This window comes from Roseateles sp. NT4, from assembly GCF_051857475.1.
Taxonomy (GTDB): domain Bacteria; phylum Pseudomonadota; class Gammaproteobacteria; order Burkholderiales; family Burkholderiaceae_C; genus Pelomonas.
Genome location: NZ_JBPZGZ010000004.1, coordinates 324,362 through 338,962, shown reverse-complemented (window position 1 = coordinate 338,962; position 14,601 = coordinate 324,362). Strand labels below are relative to the sequence as shown.

At 67.8% G+C, this 14,601-nt stretch carries 13 protein-coding genes and 1 tRNA gene; 4 read left to right on the top strand and 10 right to left on the bottom strand.

Features of this window, described 5'->3' with window-relative positions:
• Positions 1 to 23: 23 nt before the first annotated feature.
• The 3 genes from ACS5PN_RS24670 (at position 24) to ACS5PN_RS24660 (ending at position 1,096) form a co-directional block, all read left to right on the top strand.
• Positions 24 to 395, top strand: coding sequence for an integration host factor subunit alpha (locus ACS5PN_RS24670; RefSeq protein WP_025563996.1), 372 nt, complete (start codon positions 24 to 26; stop codon positions 393 to 395).
• Between the two features lie 35 nt (positions 396 to 430).
• Positions 431 to 952, top strand: a complete 522-nt coding sequence (locus tag ACS5PN_RS24665) for a MerR family transcriptional regulator (RefSeq protein WP_439466676.1) — start codon at positions 431 to 433, stop codon at positions 950 to 952.
• A gap of 67 nt (positions 953 to 1,019) precedes the next feature.
• Positions 1,020 to 1,096, top strand: a tRNA-Pro gene (locus tag ACS5PN_RS24660).
• A 50-nt stretch (positions 1,097 to 1,146) separates the two neighbouring features.
• On the opposite strand, the gene ACS5PN_RS24655 is transcribed toward ACS5PN_RS24660, so the two are convergent.
• The 10 genes from ACS5PN_RS24655 to ACS5PN_RS24610 form a co-directional block, all read right to left on the bottom strand.
• Complete coding sequence (locus tag ACS5PN_RS24655) at positions 1,147 to 3,432, bottom strand: DEAD/DEAH box helicase (protein ID WP_439466675.1); 2,286 nt, start codon at positions 3,430 to 3,432, stop codon at positions 1,147 to 1,149.
• 40 nt (positions 3,433 to 3,472) lie between these two features.
• Positions 3,473 to 4,114, bottom strand: coding sequence for an RpiB/LacA/LacB family sugar-phosphate isomerase (locus tag ACS5PN_RS24650; protein ID WP_439466674.1), 642 nt, complete (start codon positions 4,112 to 4,114; stop codon positions 3,473 to 3,475).
• 248 nt (positions 4,115 to 4,362) lie between these two features.
• Entirely contained in the window at positions 4,363 to 4,800 is a 438-nt protein-coding gene (locus tag ACS5PN_RS24645) for a PaaI family thioesterase (protein WP_439466673.1), read from the bottom strand.
• Between the two features lie 7 nt (positions 4,801 to 4,807).
• Positions 4,808 to 5,599: an SDR family oxidoreductase gene (locus ACS5PN_RS24640; protein WP_439466672.1), complete on the bottom strand. Its 792-nt coding sequence runs from the start codon at positions 5,597 to 5,599 to the stop codon at positions 4,808 to 4,810.
• A 65-nt stretch (positions 5,600 to 5,664) separates the two neighbouring features.
• Complete coding sequence (locus ACS5PN_RS24635) at positions 5,665 to 7,461, bottom strand: acyl-CoA dehydrogenase (RefSeq protein WP_439466671.1); 1,797 nt, start codon at positions 7,459 to 7,461, stop codon at positions 5,665 to 5,667.
• 4 nt (positions 7,462 to 7,465) lie between these two features.
• The gene (locus ACS5PN_RS24630) at positions 7,466 to 7,885 is read right to left on the bottom strand and encodes a PaaI family thioesterase (RefSeq protein ID WP_439466670.1); all 420 of its coding nucleotides are present in this window, start codon (positions 7,883 to 7,885) and stop codon (positions 7,466 to 7,468) included.
• A 1-nt stretch (position 7,886) separates the two neighbouring features.
• On the bottom strand, positions 7,887 to 8,309 hold the full coding sequence (locus ACS5PN_RS24625) for a PaaI family thioesterase (RefSeq protein ID WP_439466669.1): 423 nt from the start codon (positions 8,307 to 8,309) through the stop codon (positions 7,887 to 7,889).
• A complete protein-coding gene (locus tag ACS5PN_RS24620; RefSeq protein ID WP_439466668.1) occupies positions 8,306 to 9,481 on the bottom strand; it encodes an acetyl-CoA C-acyltransferase in 1,176 nt (391 codons plus the stop codon). The genes ACS5PN_RS24625 and ACS5PN_RS24620 overlap by 4 nt, the downstream gene beginning before the upstream one ends.
• Before the next feature lie 31 nt (positions 9,482 to 9,512).
• The gene (locus ACS5PN_RS24615) at positions 9,513 to 11,606 is read right to left on the bottom strand and encodes a 3-hydroxyacyl-CoA dehydrogenase NAD-binding domain-containing protein (RefSeq protein ID WP_439466667.1); all 2,094 of its coding nucleotides are present in this window, start codon (positions 11,604 to 11,606) and stop codon (positions 9,513 to 9,515) included.
• A 128-nt stretch (positions 11,607 to 11,734) separates the two neighbouring features.
• Positions 11,735 to 12,112 carry a hypothetical protein gene (locus ACS5PN_RS24610; RefSeq protein WP_439466666.1) on the bottom strand — a complete coding sequence of 126 codons (378 nt, stop codon included), beginning with the start codon at positions 12,110 to 12,112 and terminating at the stop codon, positions 11,735 to 11,737.
• A 135-nt stretch (positions 12,113 to 12,247) separates the two neighbouring features.
• Here ACS5PN_RS24610 and ACS5PN_RS24605 point away from each other — a divergent pair, with 135 nt between their 5' ends.
• The gene (locus ACS5PN_RS24605) at positions 12,248 to 14,578 is read left to right on the top strand and encodes a hypothetical protein (protein ID WP_439466665.1); all 2,331 of its coding nucleotides are present in this window, start codon (positions 12,248 to 12,250) and stop codon (positions 14,576 to 14,578) included.
• Positions 14,579 to 14,601: the final 23 nt, after the last annotated feature.

The following is a 14,601-nucleotide window of genomic DNA, read 5'->3' as shown; positions in this document are numbered from 1 at the left end:
CCCCAGGAACAGGAACACGACGAATGGACGCGAACGACGCCAAGAAATCCGAAGCCGCTGCGGTCGTCATCGGCAGCCTGGAAACGCCCACCCTGACCAAGGCCGAGCTGGCCGAACTGCTGTTCGACAAGCTGGGCCTGAACAAGCGCGAGTCCAAGGACATGGTCGAAGCCTTCTTCGACATCCTGCACGACAGCCTGGTCAAGGGCCAGGACGTCAAGCTCTCGGGTTTCGGCAACTTCAACATCCGCCGCAAGGCGCCGCGCCCGGGCCGCAACCCGCGCACGGGGGAATCCATCCCCATCAAGGCACGCAATGTCGTGACTTTTCACGCCTCCCACAAACTCAAGGGGGTCGTGCAAGGGGATGCGCCAGCCGGGGAAGACTTCGAGTAGAGTCTGCCTTCCCCTCGCGAACTTGTTGATTTGCAATGGAAAAGGCGCTTCCCGCCATCCCCGCCAAACGCTACTTCACCATTGGTGAGGTCAGTGAGCTGTGCGGCGTGAAGCCCTATGTGCTGCGCTACTGGGAGCAGGAGTTCACCCAGCTCAAGCCCATGAAGCGGCGCGGCAACCGGCGCTACTACCAGCACCATGAAGTCCTGCTGATCCGCCGCATCCGCGATCTGCTCTATGACCAGGGCTTCACGATCAGCGGCGCTCGCAATCAGCTCAGCGAGGGCCTGCCCCCCACCGGCGCCCAGAATTTCCGTGACGAGGCGGAAGCCGCCATGGCCATGGACGCGCTGGACAGCGAGCTCGAAGACGATGAGCTCGACGTCGCGGTCGAACTGGTCCCCGTGCCAGCCACGCGTCATGGGGCCGCGCACGCCCAGCCCCTGAAGGCCGCCGAGGCCTCCATCACCTTGCCGGTGCTGGCCATCGAGAACATCACCTCGCTGGAACAGGTGCGCGCCGAGCTGCTGGCCATCCGGGCCACCCTTCTCGGCTGACAGAGCGAGAAATCCGGCGCTGCACCGCCAGAGGCTTGAATTCCTGGGTTATACTGCTTGGCTCAGTCGGGGCGTAGCGCAGCCTGGTAGCGCACTTGCATGGGGTGCAAGGGGTCGCGAGTTCGAATCCCGCCGTCCCGACCATTGAGAACAGCCCGAAGCCTGGCATCGCAAGATGCCAGGCTTTTTGCTTTTCAGGCCTCGCCCGTCTCCAGGGGCGCCAGCAACAGCTTCAGTTCCATTTCGCTGAACTTGTTCAACGCACCGCCATCGTCCCGGCCCAGCAGCCCATCGGCCAATGCCTTCTTGCGCGCCTGCAGTTCCAGCATGCGCTCCTCGATGCTGCCCTGGGCCACGAGCTGGTAGACGAAGACCGGCTGGTCCTGGCCGATGCGATGAGCGCGCGCGCTGGCCTGAGCCTGCACGGCCGGGTTCCACCAGGGGTCGACATGGATGACGGTGTCGGCGGCGGTCAGGTTCAGCCCCACACCGCCGGCCTTGAGGCTGGCCAGAAGGATGGGTTCCTCGCGGGCCTGGAAGCGGCGCACCACCTCGCCGCGTTGCGATGCTGCCGTCTCGCCGGTCAGGCGCAAATGGGTCAGGCCCAAACGGTCCAGTTCGGCGGCAATCAGGTCCAGCATCTCGGTGAACTGCGAAAACACCAGCAGGCGCCGGCCCTGGGCGACGAAATCGGGCAGGTGCTCGCGCAGCCACTCCAGCTTGGCGCGCTCGACGCCCGGCGGTGTCTCGACAGCCTTCAGCAGCAGCGGGTCGCAACAGACCTGGCGCAGCTTGAGCATCGCGTCCAGCACGCTGATGAGGCTGGTGGGCGTGAAGCCGTCGCGGGCCAGGATGCGTCTCACCATGTGGTCGGCCGCCACGCGCACGCTCTCGTAGAGCTGTTTCTGCTGGCCCACCAGCGTGACGCGCTTGACCAGCTCGGTCAGCGGCGGCAGCTCGGTCGCGACCTCGGTCTTCAAACGCCGCAGGATGAAGGGGCGCACGCGGGCCGCCAGCAGCCGCGCGCGCGGACCATCGCGGTTGACCTCGATGGGTTTGCGCCAGTGGCGCGCGAAGTTGCGCGAGTCGCCGAGAAAGCCGGGCATCAGCAGGTCGAACAGCGACCACAGCTCGCCGAGGTGGTTCTCCAGCGGCGTGCCGGTCAGCGCAAGGCGATGGCGGGTGTTGAGCCGCCGCAGCGCGCGGCCGGCGCGGGCCTGGGCGTTCTTGACGGCCTGGGCTTCGTCGAGGATGAGCAGATGCCAGGGCTGAGCCGACAAGGTGCGCAGATCGCGCCAGACGAGGTTGTAGGTGCTGAGCACGATGTCGGCATCTGCAAGCTGAACCGCCGCGCGGTCGGCGCCATGCCAAGTCTGTACCTTCACACCCGGTGCGATGCGCGCCGCCTCCTGCTGCCAGTTGAAGAGCAGCGAGGTGGGCACGATGACGAGGGCCGGCCGGTCCAGGCGACCGGCCTGCTTCTCGGTCCAGATGTGAGCCAGGGCCTGTGCCGTCTTGCCCAGACCCATGTCGTCGGCCAGGATGCCAGCCAGGCTTTGTTCGCGCAGATATTGCAGCCAGGCCAGGCCGTGCAGCTGGTAGGGACGCAATTGCAGGCCCAGGCCGTCAGGCTGCGGCATGGAAATCGGCGCACCTGCCGCCAGCAGGCGCTGGCCCAATGCTTTCAGCCCTGCGTCACCGTGGATCTGCCAGCGCCCCCGCCCCTCGTCCTCGATGCAGCGGATGCGGTCGGCATCCCAATCGTTGAGCTTGAGGGGTTTGCCCTTCTCCAGCTCCACCGGCTTGAGCAGGTCCAGCAGGGCCAGCATGATGGCCTTGAGCGGTGCCGCAATGGCGTGATAGCGGCGGCCACCCGGTGCGCGCAAGGAGACGATGGCGTCATCCTCGATGGCGGCAATGGCGACCGCGTCCAGCCAACGCTTGTCGCGGCGCAAGAGGTTGGCCATCAGCGGTGCCAAGTCGATGCGATGGCCGTCCACCTCCATGCCGAGGCTGACCAGCCAGGCGCCGGTGCGTCGCTCCAGGCCCAGGCCTTCGACGCGGCGGTTGGGCTTGGGGGCTTCAGGCGCTTCTTCTTCCGTCAGCCCGAGCTGCCAGCCGCTGACGAACTGGCTGTGATGGGCAAAGCCCGGCTCGGTCGTGATTTGCCAGCCGAGAGCCAGCAGCTCCGGCACCTTCTCGGCATGGAAGTCGCCGAAGAACTCTTCCTGGACCAGGGTCCACAGGGAGTCGCCGCCCAGCGGCGGCGGCGTGCCGCGCCATTGCAGCAGCGCAGGGTCCAGGGCGATCAGCCCCAGCTTCTGCAGGGCCAGCTCGGCGTCGGCATCCCGCCGCGCCAGCGTCGCCACCGTCACCTGCTCGCCGCGCGGACCCAGCGGGCCGCGCGGGCGCAGGCCCAGCAGGCCGTCGCCGCGCGTCAGCGTGCGCAGCGTGAGGTGGGGTGGCGGGGAAACAGGCATCGCGACAGTCTCGCAGCCCGCGAGACCGTCGCGACCGAACTCAGCTCTGCAGGACGCCCTTGATGTGCGACGCGATCGCGTCGTCCTGGCAGTTCGTGAAGAACAGCTCCTGGAACTTCTCGCCCGACACGGCGGCCTTCAACAGGTCCTGGTCGACAGCCTTCAGCGTGGTCAGCATGTCCTTGCAAGAGGCAGCCTTCAGGTCCTTCAGGATGCCGCGATTCTTGGCCATGATGGCGGCGCGCTCCTTGGGGTAGCCGGCGCCGCGCTCGTTGTCCAGCAGCTTGCGGTAGCAGTCCTGCAGGTTGAGCTCGGCGGCCCAGCCGAAGCCCTTGGCATAGGGCATGGACATGCAGTTGCCGTCGTTGATCTGGCCGAACAGGAAGGCGTCGGTCGGGTCGATGACCAGGCCGCAGAACACACCTGGCATGCTGTTGCAGGCCAGCATGGAGCCCATGCCGGTGCCGCATCCCGTGACGACGAAGTCGGCGGCCTTGGAGTTCAGCAGGATGCCGGCCAGCAGGCCGTTCATCACATAGGTCAGCGAGGCCTTGTCTTCCGGCGTGTACATGCCGTAGTGGTGGACGCTGTGGCCCAGCGGCTCGGCGACGGTCTTGAGGGCGTTGTGGACGATCTCGGACTTGGCGGCCTGGCTGTTCTCGATGATGAGGGCGATCTTCATGGCGGTGGCTTTCGGGCGTAATGAGGGCGAGGCGGCTCAGGACCGCCCGGTGCAGGGGCTCGGGTCGCTCGGGCCAGAGGGGCCTCGAGCGCAGGCCGTCATACCAGGTGATCGAAGCAGGACTGCATGGTCCGCGTCCACCTGGCCAACCGCGCGCCCCGGGAAGGGACGCAGACGCTGCCGCCATTGTGCCAAATATTGGAACAGCGTTTCATAAACATCGCTCAAACCCGAGAGCGATGCAGGGGCTAGTCTCCCTCGCCACCCAGAGGCTTGAGTTGCCGCCCTGCCGGCAAGGCCCGCAGGTATTTGAAGGTGCCTGTGGCATGGGCACAGAGCTTGTCGCCGGCGCCGTAGACCGAGCCCTCGCAGAAGGCCATGGTCGTCGAGCGGTGCAGCAGCTTGCCCACCGCCCGCAGCTCACCCTCGCCGGGGCGCATGAAGCTGGTCTTCATCTCCACCGTGACGACGCCCGGCCCGAGATCAGGCAGATGCCGATTCACGCTGCGCGCCGCATGGGCCATGGCCACGTCCAGCAGCGTCATCACGACGCCGCCATGGGCCACTCGCCAGGAGTTCAGGTGCTGCTCGCTGATCGTCAGCCTCAGTTCGGCCTCGCCGTCGCCGACGCTGTGAAGCTGGAAGCCGAGTTGCTGGACGAAGGGGATGTGGACCGGGAACTCCATGCCCCGATCATCCCCCGTGAATCGCAGAGACGCCGCCATCCACCGCCAGGATCTGGCCGGTGATGTGCTTGCCGGCGCGCGAGGCGAACAGCAGGGCCGCACCCTTGAGGTCGTCGTCGTCGCCGATGCGGTTCAGCGGCGCGTGCGAAGCCATCTTGTCCTCGCCGATGGTGGCCAGCAGGCCCTTGGTCATCTTGCTCGGGAAGAAGCCCGGCGCCAGCGCATTGACGGTGATGCCGTATTGGCCCCACTCACCGGCCAGCGCGCGCGTGAAGTTCACGGCCGCGCCCTTGCTGGTGTTGTAGGCAATGGTCTTCATGACGGCCGAATTGCCGCCCAAGCCGGCGATGGAGGCCACGTTGATGATGCGGCCCGACTTGCGCGGGATCATGCTGGCCTTGGCCACGGCCTGCGCGAACACGAACAGGCTGCGGATGTTCAGGTCCATGACCTTGTCCCAGGCCTCGAGGGGGTGCTCCTCGGCGGGCGCGCCCCAGCTGGCGCCGGCGTTGTTGACGAGGATGTCGATCTGGCCCAGGCGCTCCATGGTCTCGGCGACGACGCGCTGGGCATCCTCTTCCTTGGCGGCGTCGGCCGCCACCCAGCGCGTGTCGATGCCGCGCGCCTGCAGGTGCGCCGCGGCTTCTTCCAGGTCCGCCGCCTTGCGCGAGGTCAGCATGATCTTGGCGCCGGCTTCACCGAGGGCCTCGGCGATCTGCAGGCCCAGGCCACGCGAGCCGCCGGTCACGAGGGCCACCTGGCCGCTGAGGTCGAAAAGATCTTGGACTTTGGTGCTCATGGGGTGTCTCCTATACGGTTGGGGTCAGAGCACTCGCTGCGCGAGCGGTCCGACCCGCAAGGTCATCAAAAATATTCAGCCTTCATCTCGCGGCACAGCGGCTCGCGGCGCGCGACGACATCGAGCCAGGCGCCGATCTTGGGCAGCTCGTAGGCAAAGAAATAGCGGCCGGCAGCGCGCTTGCCGTGGGCGAAGTCGCTGTCACCCTGCACAGCCAGCATCACGTCCAGCCAGATCCACGCCAGCACGGTGTGGCCGAAGGCCTGCATGTACGGCGTGGCATTGGCGAGAGCCTCCTCGGGCTCGCCGGTGCTCCAGGCCTTCTTGGTCGCGCCGCCCACCTGCGCCAGCGCCGCGGCGAGCTGGTTGCCCAACGGCGCCCATTCGGTCTGCATGGCGCGCTCGATGGTGGTCTGCACGCGCACGGCCAAAGCGGCCAGCGACGCCCCGCCCTGCTGCACGACCTTGCGGCCCAGCAGGTCCAGGGCCTGGATGCCGTGGGTGCCCTCGTGGATCATGTTCAGGCGCTGGTCGCGCCAGTACTGCTCGACGGGGAAATCGCGCGTATAGCCATAGCCGCCCAACACCTGGATGGCGAGCGAGTTGGACTCCAGGCACCACTCGCTGGGCCAGCTCTTGGCGATGGGGATGAGCACGTCCAGCAGGGCTTGCGCTTCGACCTTGGCGTCGCCGGTGTTCAGCTCGTCGACGAGGCGGGCGCAATACAGCTCGAAGGCCAGGCCGCCCTCGACATAGCTCTTCTGCGCCAACAGCATGCGGCGCACGTCGGCGTGTTCGATGATGGGCCGCTGCGGGCTGGCGGCGTCCTTGCCGGCGGCCGTCATCGGCCGGCCCTGCGGGCGCTGCTTGGCGTATTCGAGGCTGGCCTCGTAGCCGGCATAGCCCAGCATGACGGCGCCCAGACCCACGCCGATGCGCATCTCGTTCATCATGAAGAACATGCAGCGCAGGCCCTCGCCGGGCTTGCCGACGAGATAGCCCACCGCGCCGGCCTTGCCATCGGGCTTGTGGCGCCCCTCGCCGAAGTTCAGCAGGCAGTTGGTGGTGCCACGGTGGCCCAGCTTGTGGTTGAGCCCGGCCAGCGCGATGTCGTTGCGCTCGCCGGTCAATCGGCCATCTGCCCCCACCATCTGCTTGGGCACGATGAAGAGGGAGATGCCCTTGGTGCCCGGCACCAGCTTGCCGTCCGGCCCAGGGATCTTCGCCAGCACCAGGTGGACGATGTTCCCGCGCAGCTCATGCTCGCCGCCCGAGATCCACATCTTGTTGCCGCGCAGCCGATAGCGCGCGCCCAGCGGGTCGCTCTCATCCTCCAGCTCGGCGCGGGTGACCACGTCGGACAGCGACGAGCCGGCCTGCGGCTCCGACAGGCACATGGTGCCGAACCACTGGCCGGCCAGCAGGGTCTTGGCGAACACCTCGCGCTGGCGCTCGCTGCCATGCTCCATCAGCAGATTGGCATTGCATGTCGTCAGCACGGCGTAGGAACCGGCGTGGACGTTGGCCATGCTCACAAAAGTGTTGGCTGCCGTCTCCACCAGGCAGGGCAACTGCATGCCGCCCACGTCGTAGTCGTGGGTCGCGGCCAGCATGCCGGACTCGACCAGGGCATCCACCGCCTCCAGCGTCGCCGCCGGCAGATGCACGCGCTCGCCATCGAAGCGCGGCTCCTCGGTGTCCATCAGCCGGTAGTGGGGCGCAAACTTCTCGCGGGCGATGCGCTCGCAGGTGTCGAGCACCGCACCGAAGGTCTCGCGCGAGTGGTCGCTGAAACGCTCGCGGGCCGTCAGGTCGCCGGCGCGCAGCCAGTCGTAGAGCAGGAAATCCAGGGTCTCGCGCATCGCGCTACTCCGCTTTGGTGACGGCCATGGTGCCGCTGGCCTTGGCCACGAGCCTGCGCTCGCCGCCCTGCACCGCGTACACCTCGGCCTCGGTGAAGGAAACTTGTCGGCCGGGCTTGATGACCCAGGCCTCGCATTCCAGCCGCTCGCCGCTGGCGCCGCGCAGCAGGCTGGTCTTGAACTCGGCCGTCAGCACCCAGCGGCCGTCCGCGGCCATGGTTTGCGCCGCCGCGCCCATGGTGTGATCGGCCAGCGCCGCGACCACACCCGCATGGACGACGCCCGTGTGCTGGCAATGGCGCTTGGCCACCACCAGCTGCGTGCTCACGCGGCCGGGCTCGACAGCCGTGGGTTCCACACCCAGGTCGACCATGAAGGGCGCCGAGCGGAAGAAGCCGCGCAGCGTGTCGAGGTCGACCTGCATCTCAGGCGTCCTGCTGGAGCTTGACGATGGTGCCTTGCGCCACGGCGCAGAGCTTCTCGACACCATCCTTGACCGCGAACACATCGCAGCGGCAGACGGCCTGGGTGCGTCCGGCGTTGACCGACTCGGCACGCGCGATCAGCAACTCGCCGACGGCGGGGCGCAGATAGTTGATCTTGTATTCGCTCGTCAGTGCGTCCGACGCCAAGGCCGTGCCGCCCGCAAAGGTCAGCGCGTTGTCGGCCAGATAGCTCAGCACGCCGCCATGCGCGAAGCCGTGCTGCTGCAGCAGTTCGGGCTTCATCGCCAGCCGCAACTCGACGCGGCCCGGCGCCACGGCGCCGATCTCCACGCCGAGCAGGCGGCTGAAGGGCTGCGCGGCGAGGATTTCCGCGCCGCGCTTGACGAACTCCTGTGGGGTCACAGGACCTCGAACACGCCCGCGGCGCCCATGCCGCCGCCGATGCACATGGTCACGCAGACGCGCTTGGCGCCACGGCGCTTGCCTTCGATGAGGGCATGGCCGGTCAGACGCTGGCCCGACACGCCATAGGGATGGCCGACGGCGATCGCGCCACCGTTGACGTTGAGCTTGTCCATCGGGATGCCCAGCGTGTCGGCGCAGTACAGCACCTGCACGGCGAAGGCTTCGTTCAACTCCCACAGGTCGATGTCAGCGACCGTCAGGCCCAGCTTCTTCAGCACCTTGGGCACGGCGAACACGGGGCCGATGCCCATTTCGTCGGGCTCGCAGCCGGCCACCGCGAAGCCGAGGAAGCGGCCCAGGGGCTTGAGGTTGTGCGTGGAGGCGTACTGCTCGCTGACCAGGGCGCAGGCGCCGGCCCCGTCGCTGAACTGGCTGGCATTGCCGGCCGTCACCAGGCCGCCGGGCACAGCCGAGCGCAGGTCCTTGATGCCTTCATAGGTCGTGCCCTCGCGCAGGCCTTCATCGGCGCTGACGGTGACTTCCTTGCTCATCAGGCCCATGACCTTGTCGGCCACGCCCATGGTCGTCGTCACTGAGACCATCTCGTCGTTGAACAGACCGGCCGCTTGCGCGGCGCAGGCCTTCTGCTGGCTGCCGGCGCCGTAGTGGTCCATGCGCTCGCGCGAGATCTTGTAGCGCTTGGCCACGTTCTCGGCGGTCTGCAGCATGTTCCAGTAGATCTCGGGCTTGATCTTCAGCAGGGCCGGGTCGGCCAGCATGTGCTTGTTCATTTCCTGCTGCACGCAGGAGATGCTTTCCACGCCGCCGGCGATGTAGACGTCGCCCTCGCCCGCAATGATGCGCTGGGCGGCCATGGCGATGGTCTGCAGGCCGCTGGAGCAGAAGCGGTTGATGGTGACGCCGCTCACCGTGACCGGCAGGCCGGCCTTCAGCGCGATCTGGCGGGCGATGTTGGCGCCGGTGGCACCCTCGGGGTTGGCGCAGCCCATCAGCACGTCTTCGATGGCGCCGCCATCGATGCCGGCGCGCTCGACGGCCGCCTTGACGGCGTGGCCGCCCAGGGTCGCGCCATGGGTCATGTTGAACGCGCCCTTCCAGCTCTTGGTAAGCGGGGTGCGGGCGGTGGAGACGATCAGTGCGTTGCTCATGTCTTGATCCTTGTTGGTATGGCTGTGGCGATCAGGTGAAGGACTTGCCTTCAGCGACCAATCGGGCCAACAGCGGCGCCGGCGTCCAGAACGCGCCGTCGTCCATCGGGTTCTTGGCAAAGCGCTTCATCGCCTGCACGACGTTGAAGAGGCCGACCGTGTCGGCGTAGCACATCGGGCCACCGCGGAAGATGGGGAAGCCGTAGCCGGTCAGGTAGACCATGTCCACGTCCGAGGCGCGCTGGGCGATGCCTTCTTCCAGCAGATGGGCAGCCTCGTTGACCAAGGCGAACACCAGGCGGTGCACGATCTCCTCGTCGCTGATGTCACGCTTCTTGGCGCCAATGGCCTCGCGGTGCTTGGCCAGCATCTCTTCGACGACCGGCGACGGGATGGCGTCGCGCTTGCCGGGCAGGTAGTCGTACCAACCGGCGCCAGTCTTCTGGCCGAAGCGGCCCAGCTCGCAGAGGCGGTCGGCGCTGGCCGAGTACTTCATGTTGGCGCGCTCGACGGCGCGGCGCTTGCGGATGGCCCAGCCGATGTCGTTGCCGGCCAGGTCGCCCATGCGGAAGGGGCCCATGGCGAAGCCGAACTTCTCGACCGCCTTGTCCACCTGCTGCGGGCTGCAGCCTTCATCCAGCAGGAAGCCGGCCTGGCGGCTGTACTGCTCGATCATGCGGTTGCCGATGAAGCCGTCGCAGACGCCCGACACGACGGCCGTCTTCTTGATCTTCTTGCCGATGGCCATGACCGTGGCCAGCACGTCCTTGGCCGTTTCCTTGCCACGCACCACTTCCAGCAGCTTCATCACATTGGCCGGGCTGAAGAAGTGCATGCCCACCACGTCCTGCGGGCGCTTGGTGAACGAAGCGATCTTGTCGACGTCCAGCGTCGAGGTGTTGGAGGCCAGGATGGCACCGGGCTTGGCGACGGCGTCCAGCTGCTTGAAGACCGCTTCCTTGACACCGATCTCCTCGAACACGGCTTCGATGATGAGGTCGCAGTCCTTCAGGTCTTCATAGCTCAGCGTGGTGCTCAAGAGCGCCATGCGCTGGGCGTACTTGTCTTCCTTGAGCTTGCCCTTCTTGACCTGGGCTTCGTAGTTCTTCTTGATGGTCGCGACGCCGCGGTCCAGGGCTTCCTGCTTGGTCTCCAGGATGGTGACCGGGATGCCGGCGTTCAGGAAGTTCATCGAGATGCCGCCACCCATGGTGCCGGCGCCGATGACGCCGACCTTGGCGATGGTACGCAGCGGCGTGTCTTCGGGCACATCGGAAATCTTGCTGGCCACGCGCTCGGCGAAGAACAGGTGGCGCAGGGCCTTGGACTCCGGCGTCAGCATCAGGGCGGCGAAGCCCTCGCGCTCGGCGCGCATGCCGTCGTCGAACTTCAGGTTGACCGCACCGGCCACGGCTTCCAGGCAACGCAGCGGTGCCGGGAAGTTCTTGCTCATGCCACCCACCATGTTGCGGGCGAACTGGAAGTAGGCGTCGGCGTTGGGGTGACGGGCCTTGAGGTCGCGCACCTTGGGCAGCGGCCGCTTTTCGGAGACTTCTTCAGCAAACTTGACGGCAGCATCGACCACGTCGGCGTCGACGATCTTGTCGAACAGCTTCTGGCCCGGGACCATGGCCAGCATCTGGGCCTCCACCGGCTCGCCGCTGACGATCATGTTCAGTGCCGGCTCCACGCCGAGTGCGCGGGGCAGGCGCTGCGTGCCGCCGGCGCCGGGCAGCAGGCCCAGCTTCACTTCCGGCAGGGCGACCTTGGTGCCGGTCTGCGCGACGCGGTAGTGGCAGCCCAGCGAAAGCTCCAGGCCACCGCCCATGCAGACGCTGTGGATGGCCGCAACGACCGGCTTGCTGCAGTTCTCGACCACAGCGATCAGGCTGAGCAGATTGGGCTCGGCCAGCGCCTTGGGCGAGCCGAACTCCTTGATGTCGGCACCGCCCGAGAAGGCCTTGCCGGCGCCGGTGATGACCAGGCTGGTGACGGCCGGATCGGCTTCGGCGCGCTCGACGCCCGCGGCGACCGCAGAGCGGGTGGCGAAACCCAGACCGTTGACCGGCGGGTTGTCGAGCGTGATCACGGCAACGCTGCCGCGAACTTCGTAATGGGCTGTCATGGGCACGACCTCGGTTGATGGGCCATGCCGCGTCTCCAGCAGGACGGCCCAGAATAGAACGACCGTTCGATTCTAGGCAGCCGTCCCGCCGCAGTCTTGTCCCGGCAGTGACAAGACTGCTCAGGCCCCTAGTACTGAGACTTGGGGAGCACCACCGTGTCCTTGAAAGGCTTGGGTGCTTCCACCGGGGCGGGCGGCTGCAGCTTGGACTCCGCATAGCGACGCGTCGCCTCGGCGGCATCGATCGGCGCGGGTGGTGGTGGCACGGGACGCGGTGCCGGCCGCACGGCCAGGCGGAGCTCATGGCACTCGCGCTGCAACTGCTCGATCTGCTTGCGCGCCTGCGTGACCTGCTGCGCGCCCAGCTGGCGCGCCTGCTCGACATGCATGACGCGCTCGTGCTCACGTTTGAGCTTCTTGGCTGCCCAGGCGTAGACCGCCCCGCCCGCAAGCGCTGCCCCCAGCGCGAAACCGCCCAGCAAGGGCAGCAGTTGACCGTTGTCCATGTTTTTTCCCCCTCGACATCGTTGTCCATCGGCACTGTATCGGTCCGGCGCCCGCCCCGCTTGGGGTTTTTCACGAGTCGCCATGGACCTTTGCCCGTCTTGGAGGCACCACGGCCCACGGCTAGAGTCCGGGCCATGCTGATTCCGGTCGTCTACCCGTCCCACGAACCCAAGCCGCCGCCGACGTTCTCCCCGCCGCCGCCTCCGGCGGGCGCGCCCCAGCCCAGCCCGCCGCCGCCGCCCGAACCACCACCGGCTCCCTCGGCCGGTCCGGAGGGTGACGTGCCCTGGATGCTCTATCTGCTGCGCGTGCTGGGCCTGTGCGCCTTCCCGGTCGGCATCGTCATCGCCGGCGTCATCGTGCTGCTGGGCCTGGAGCAGGCCCGTGAGACCCTGCTGTCGCTGGAAGTCGGCAGCGTGCAGACGGGCGTCCTCGTCGGCGCCTTCGGCCTGTGGCTGCTGCTGGCCTGGTATGTGGCCCGCTTGCTGCTGGACCGCCGCTTCAAGCCCGACACCCTGGGTGAATGCATCAGCCCGCGCTTCGGCGAGCGCCTGCGCCGCTGGCTGCCCCGCAGCCTCATCGTCGGCGGCGGCCTGCCCATCGCGATCTTCTTCCTGATGCAGGAGCGCGAGCGCTTCATCGGTGTCGCCCTGCTGGCCGTCACGCTGGGCCTCTACCTCTTCGCCTGGCGGCGCCGCGCCTGGCTGCTCAAGCTCGGCACCGGCTCACGCCTGGCCCGCCTGCTGGCCCTGGACGGCCGCCGCGAGGCCATTGCGCTGCTCGAGCGCGAGGACCGCATGAGCACGCCGTCGCGCGTGCTGGTCGCCCTCGTGCTGTTGCTGCAGTGGGGCATGTTTGCTGCCCTGGTCGCCGCGCCGGAGGAAACGGCGCGCGCCATCGGCTCGCCGGCCCTGGTGCTGCTGGCCATGGGCAGCTGGATCGTCTTCGGCGGCATCTTGCTGACCTATGTACCCAAGGCCTTGATCCGCATACCGCTGACCGCCCTGCCCGTGCTGCTTTTCGTCGCCTTCGCGCCGTTGAACGACAACCACCGCGTGGCCGACCCCGAACGCAGCGCGACCCGTGCCGTCACCGCCCGGCAGCCGGCCGATGCCTGGGTGCAGACCTGGCTGCGCACCGTCGGCGCCGACGGCAAGCGACCGCTCGTCCTCGTCGCCGTGGCCGGCGGCGCCTCGCGCGCCGCCTACTGGGGTGGCGCGGCGATGGCGCGGCTGCAGGACCTCGGCGAGCAGCAAGGCGTCAATTTTGCCGACTACGTCTTCGCCATCAGCGGCACCTCGGGCGGCGCCCTGGGGGCGGCCAGCTTCGTCGCCGCCGTGGATGCGCGCCGCCAGGCCGTCGACGCCGCCAACTGCACGCCCTGGAAGCTGGTGCGCGACTTCACCGGCCGCGACCACCTCGCCACGCCGGTCGGCGACATGCTCTACCCCGACCTCGTGCAGCGCTTCCTGCCCGTGGCCGTCGCCGGCGCCGACCGCTCGCTGGGGCTGGAGAAGGTCTGGACCCACGACTGGCCCAAGAGCCTGGCCCGGCAATGCCCGCTGCGCCCGAGCGCCCATCCCAATCCCTGGGGGGAGGCCATGACGGCCCTGCACGGCCGCGCCACCGATGCCGAATGGCTGCCCCTGCTGAGCCTGAACACGACGGCCCTGTCGCGCGGCCAGCGCGTCTACCAGTCCGACTTCGTGCTGCCCGGCGGCGACGGCATCGACCTGCTCGACCCCTCCCTCGGCCTGGACGTCGACCGCATGACCCTGGCCCAGGCCGTGCACAACAGCGCCCGCTTCCCCTACATCAGCCCGGCCGCCGCCGTGATCTTCAAGGAGTCGCACAAGGACGAGGAGAACGGCGATGTCGGCCGCGTCTGGGACCGCCTGGGCGACGGCGGCTATGTGGAGGCCAGCGCGACGCTGATGCTGTCCGACCTGCTGCACGACCTCGAGGCCGCCGGTCATCTCAAGGTCTGCAAACCCGAGGACGACTGCGCCCGCCAAGGCATCCTGGACCGCTCGCGGCTGCGCCTGCTGCTGCTCGTCAACACGCCGGCCCAGGTCGACGACTGGCTGTGCCGTGATGCGCCCACGGCCGCCGATGCCCAGCCTCTGGACAGCCGCCGCTACCGCGCCACCCACATGGGCTTGAACGAGGTCGTCGCGCCGGCGCAAGGCATCCTGAACAGCAACAACGCCCGCGGCCGGGATTCGGCCGTCGAGCTCATCAAGCGCATCGGCGGCTGCGGCCAGGTGGCCGAGCTGCGCCTGCCAGCCATGCCGGGTCAGCGCCAGCCGTCGATGAACTGGATGCTGAACTCGGCCTCGCGCGAGCTCATCGACGCGGCGCTGCTGGAAAAGCTCAACCCGGCTGACCCGGCCGTTGGCGCCGCCCAGGCGCAATTGGTCGCCCACTTGCGTCAGGCCAAGGGCTGGATGCTGCAGATGAAGTAGGCCAGCAGACCCCTCGTCCACGG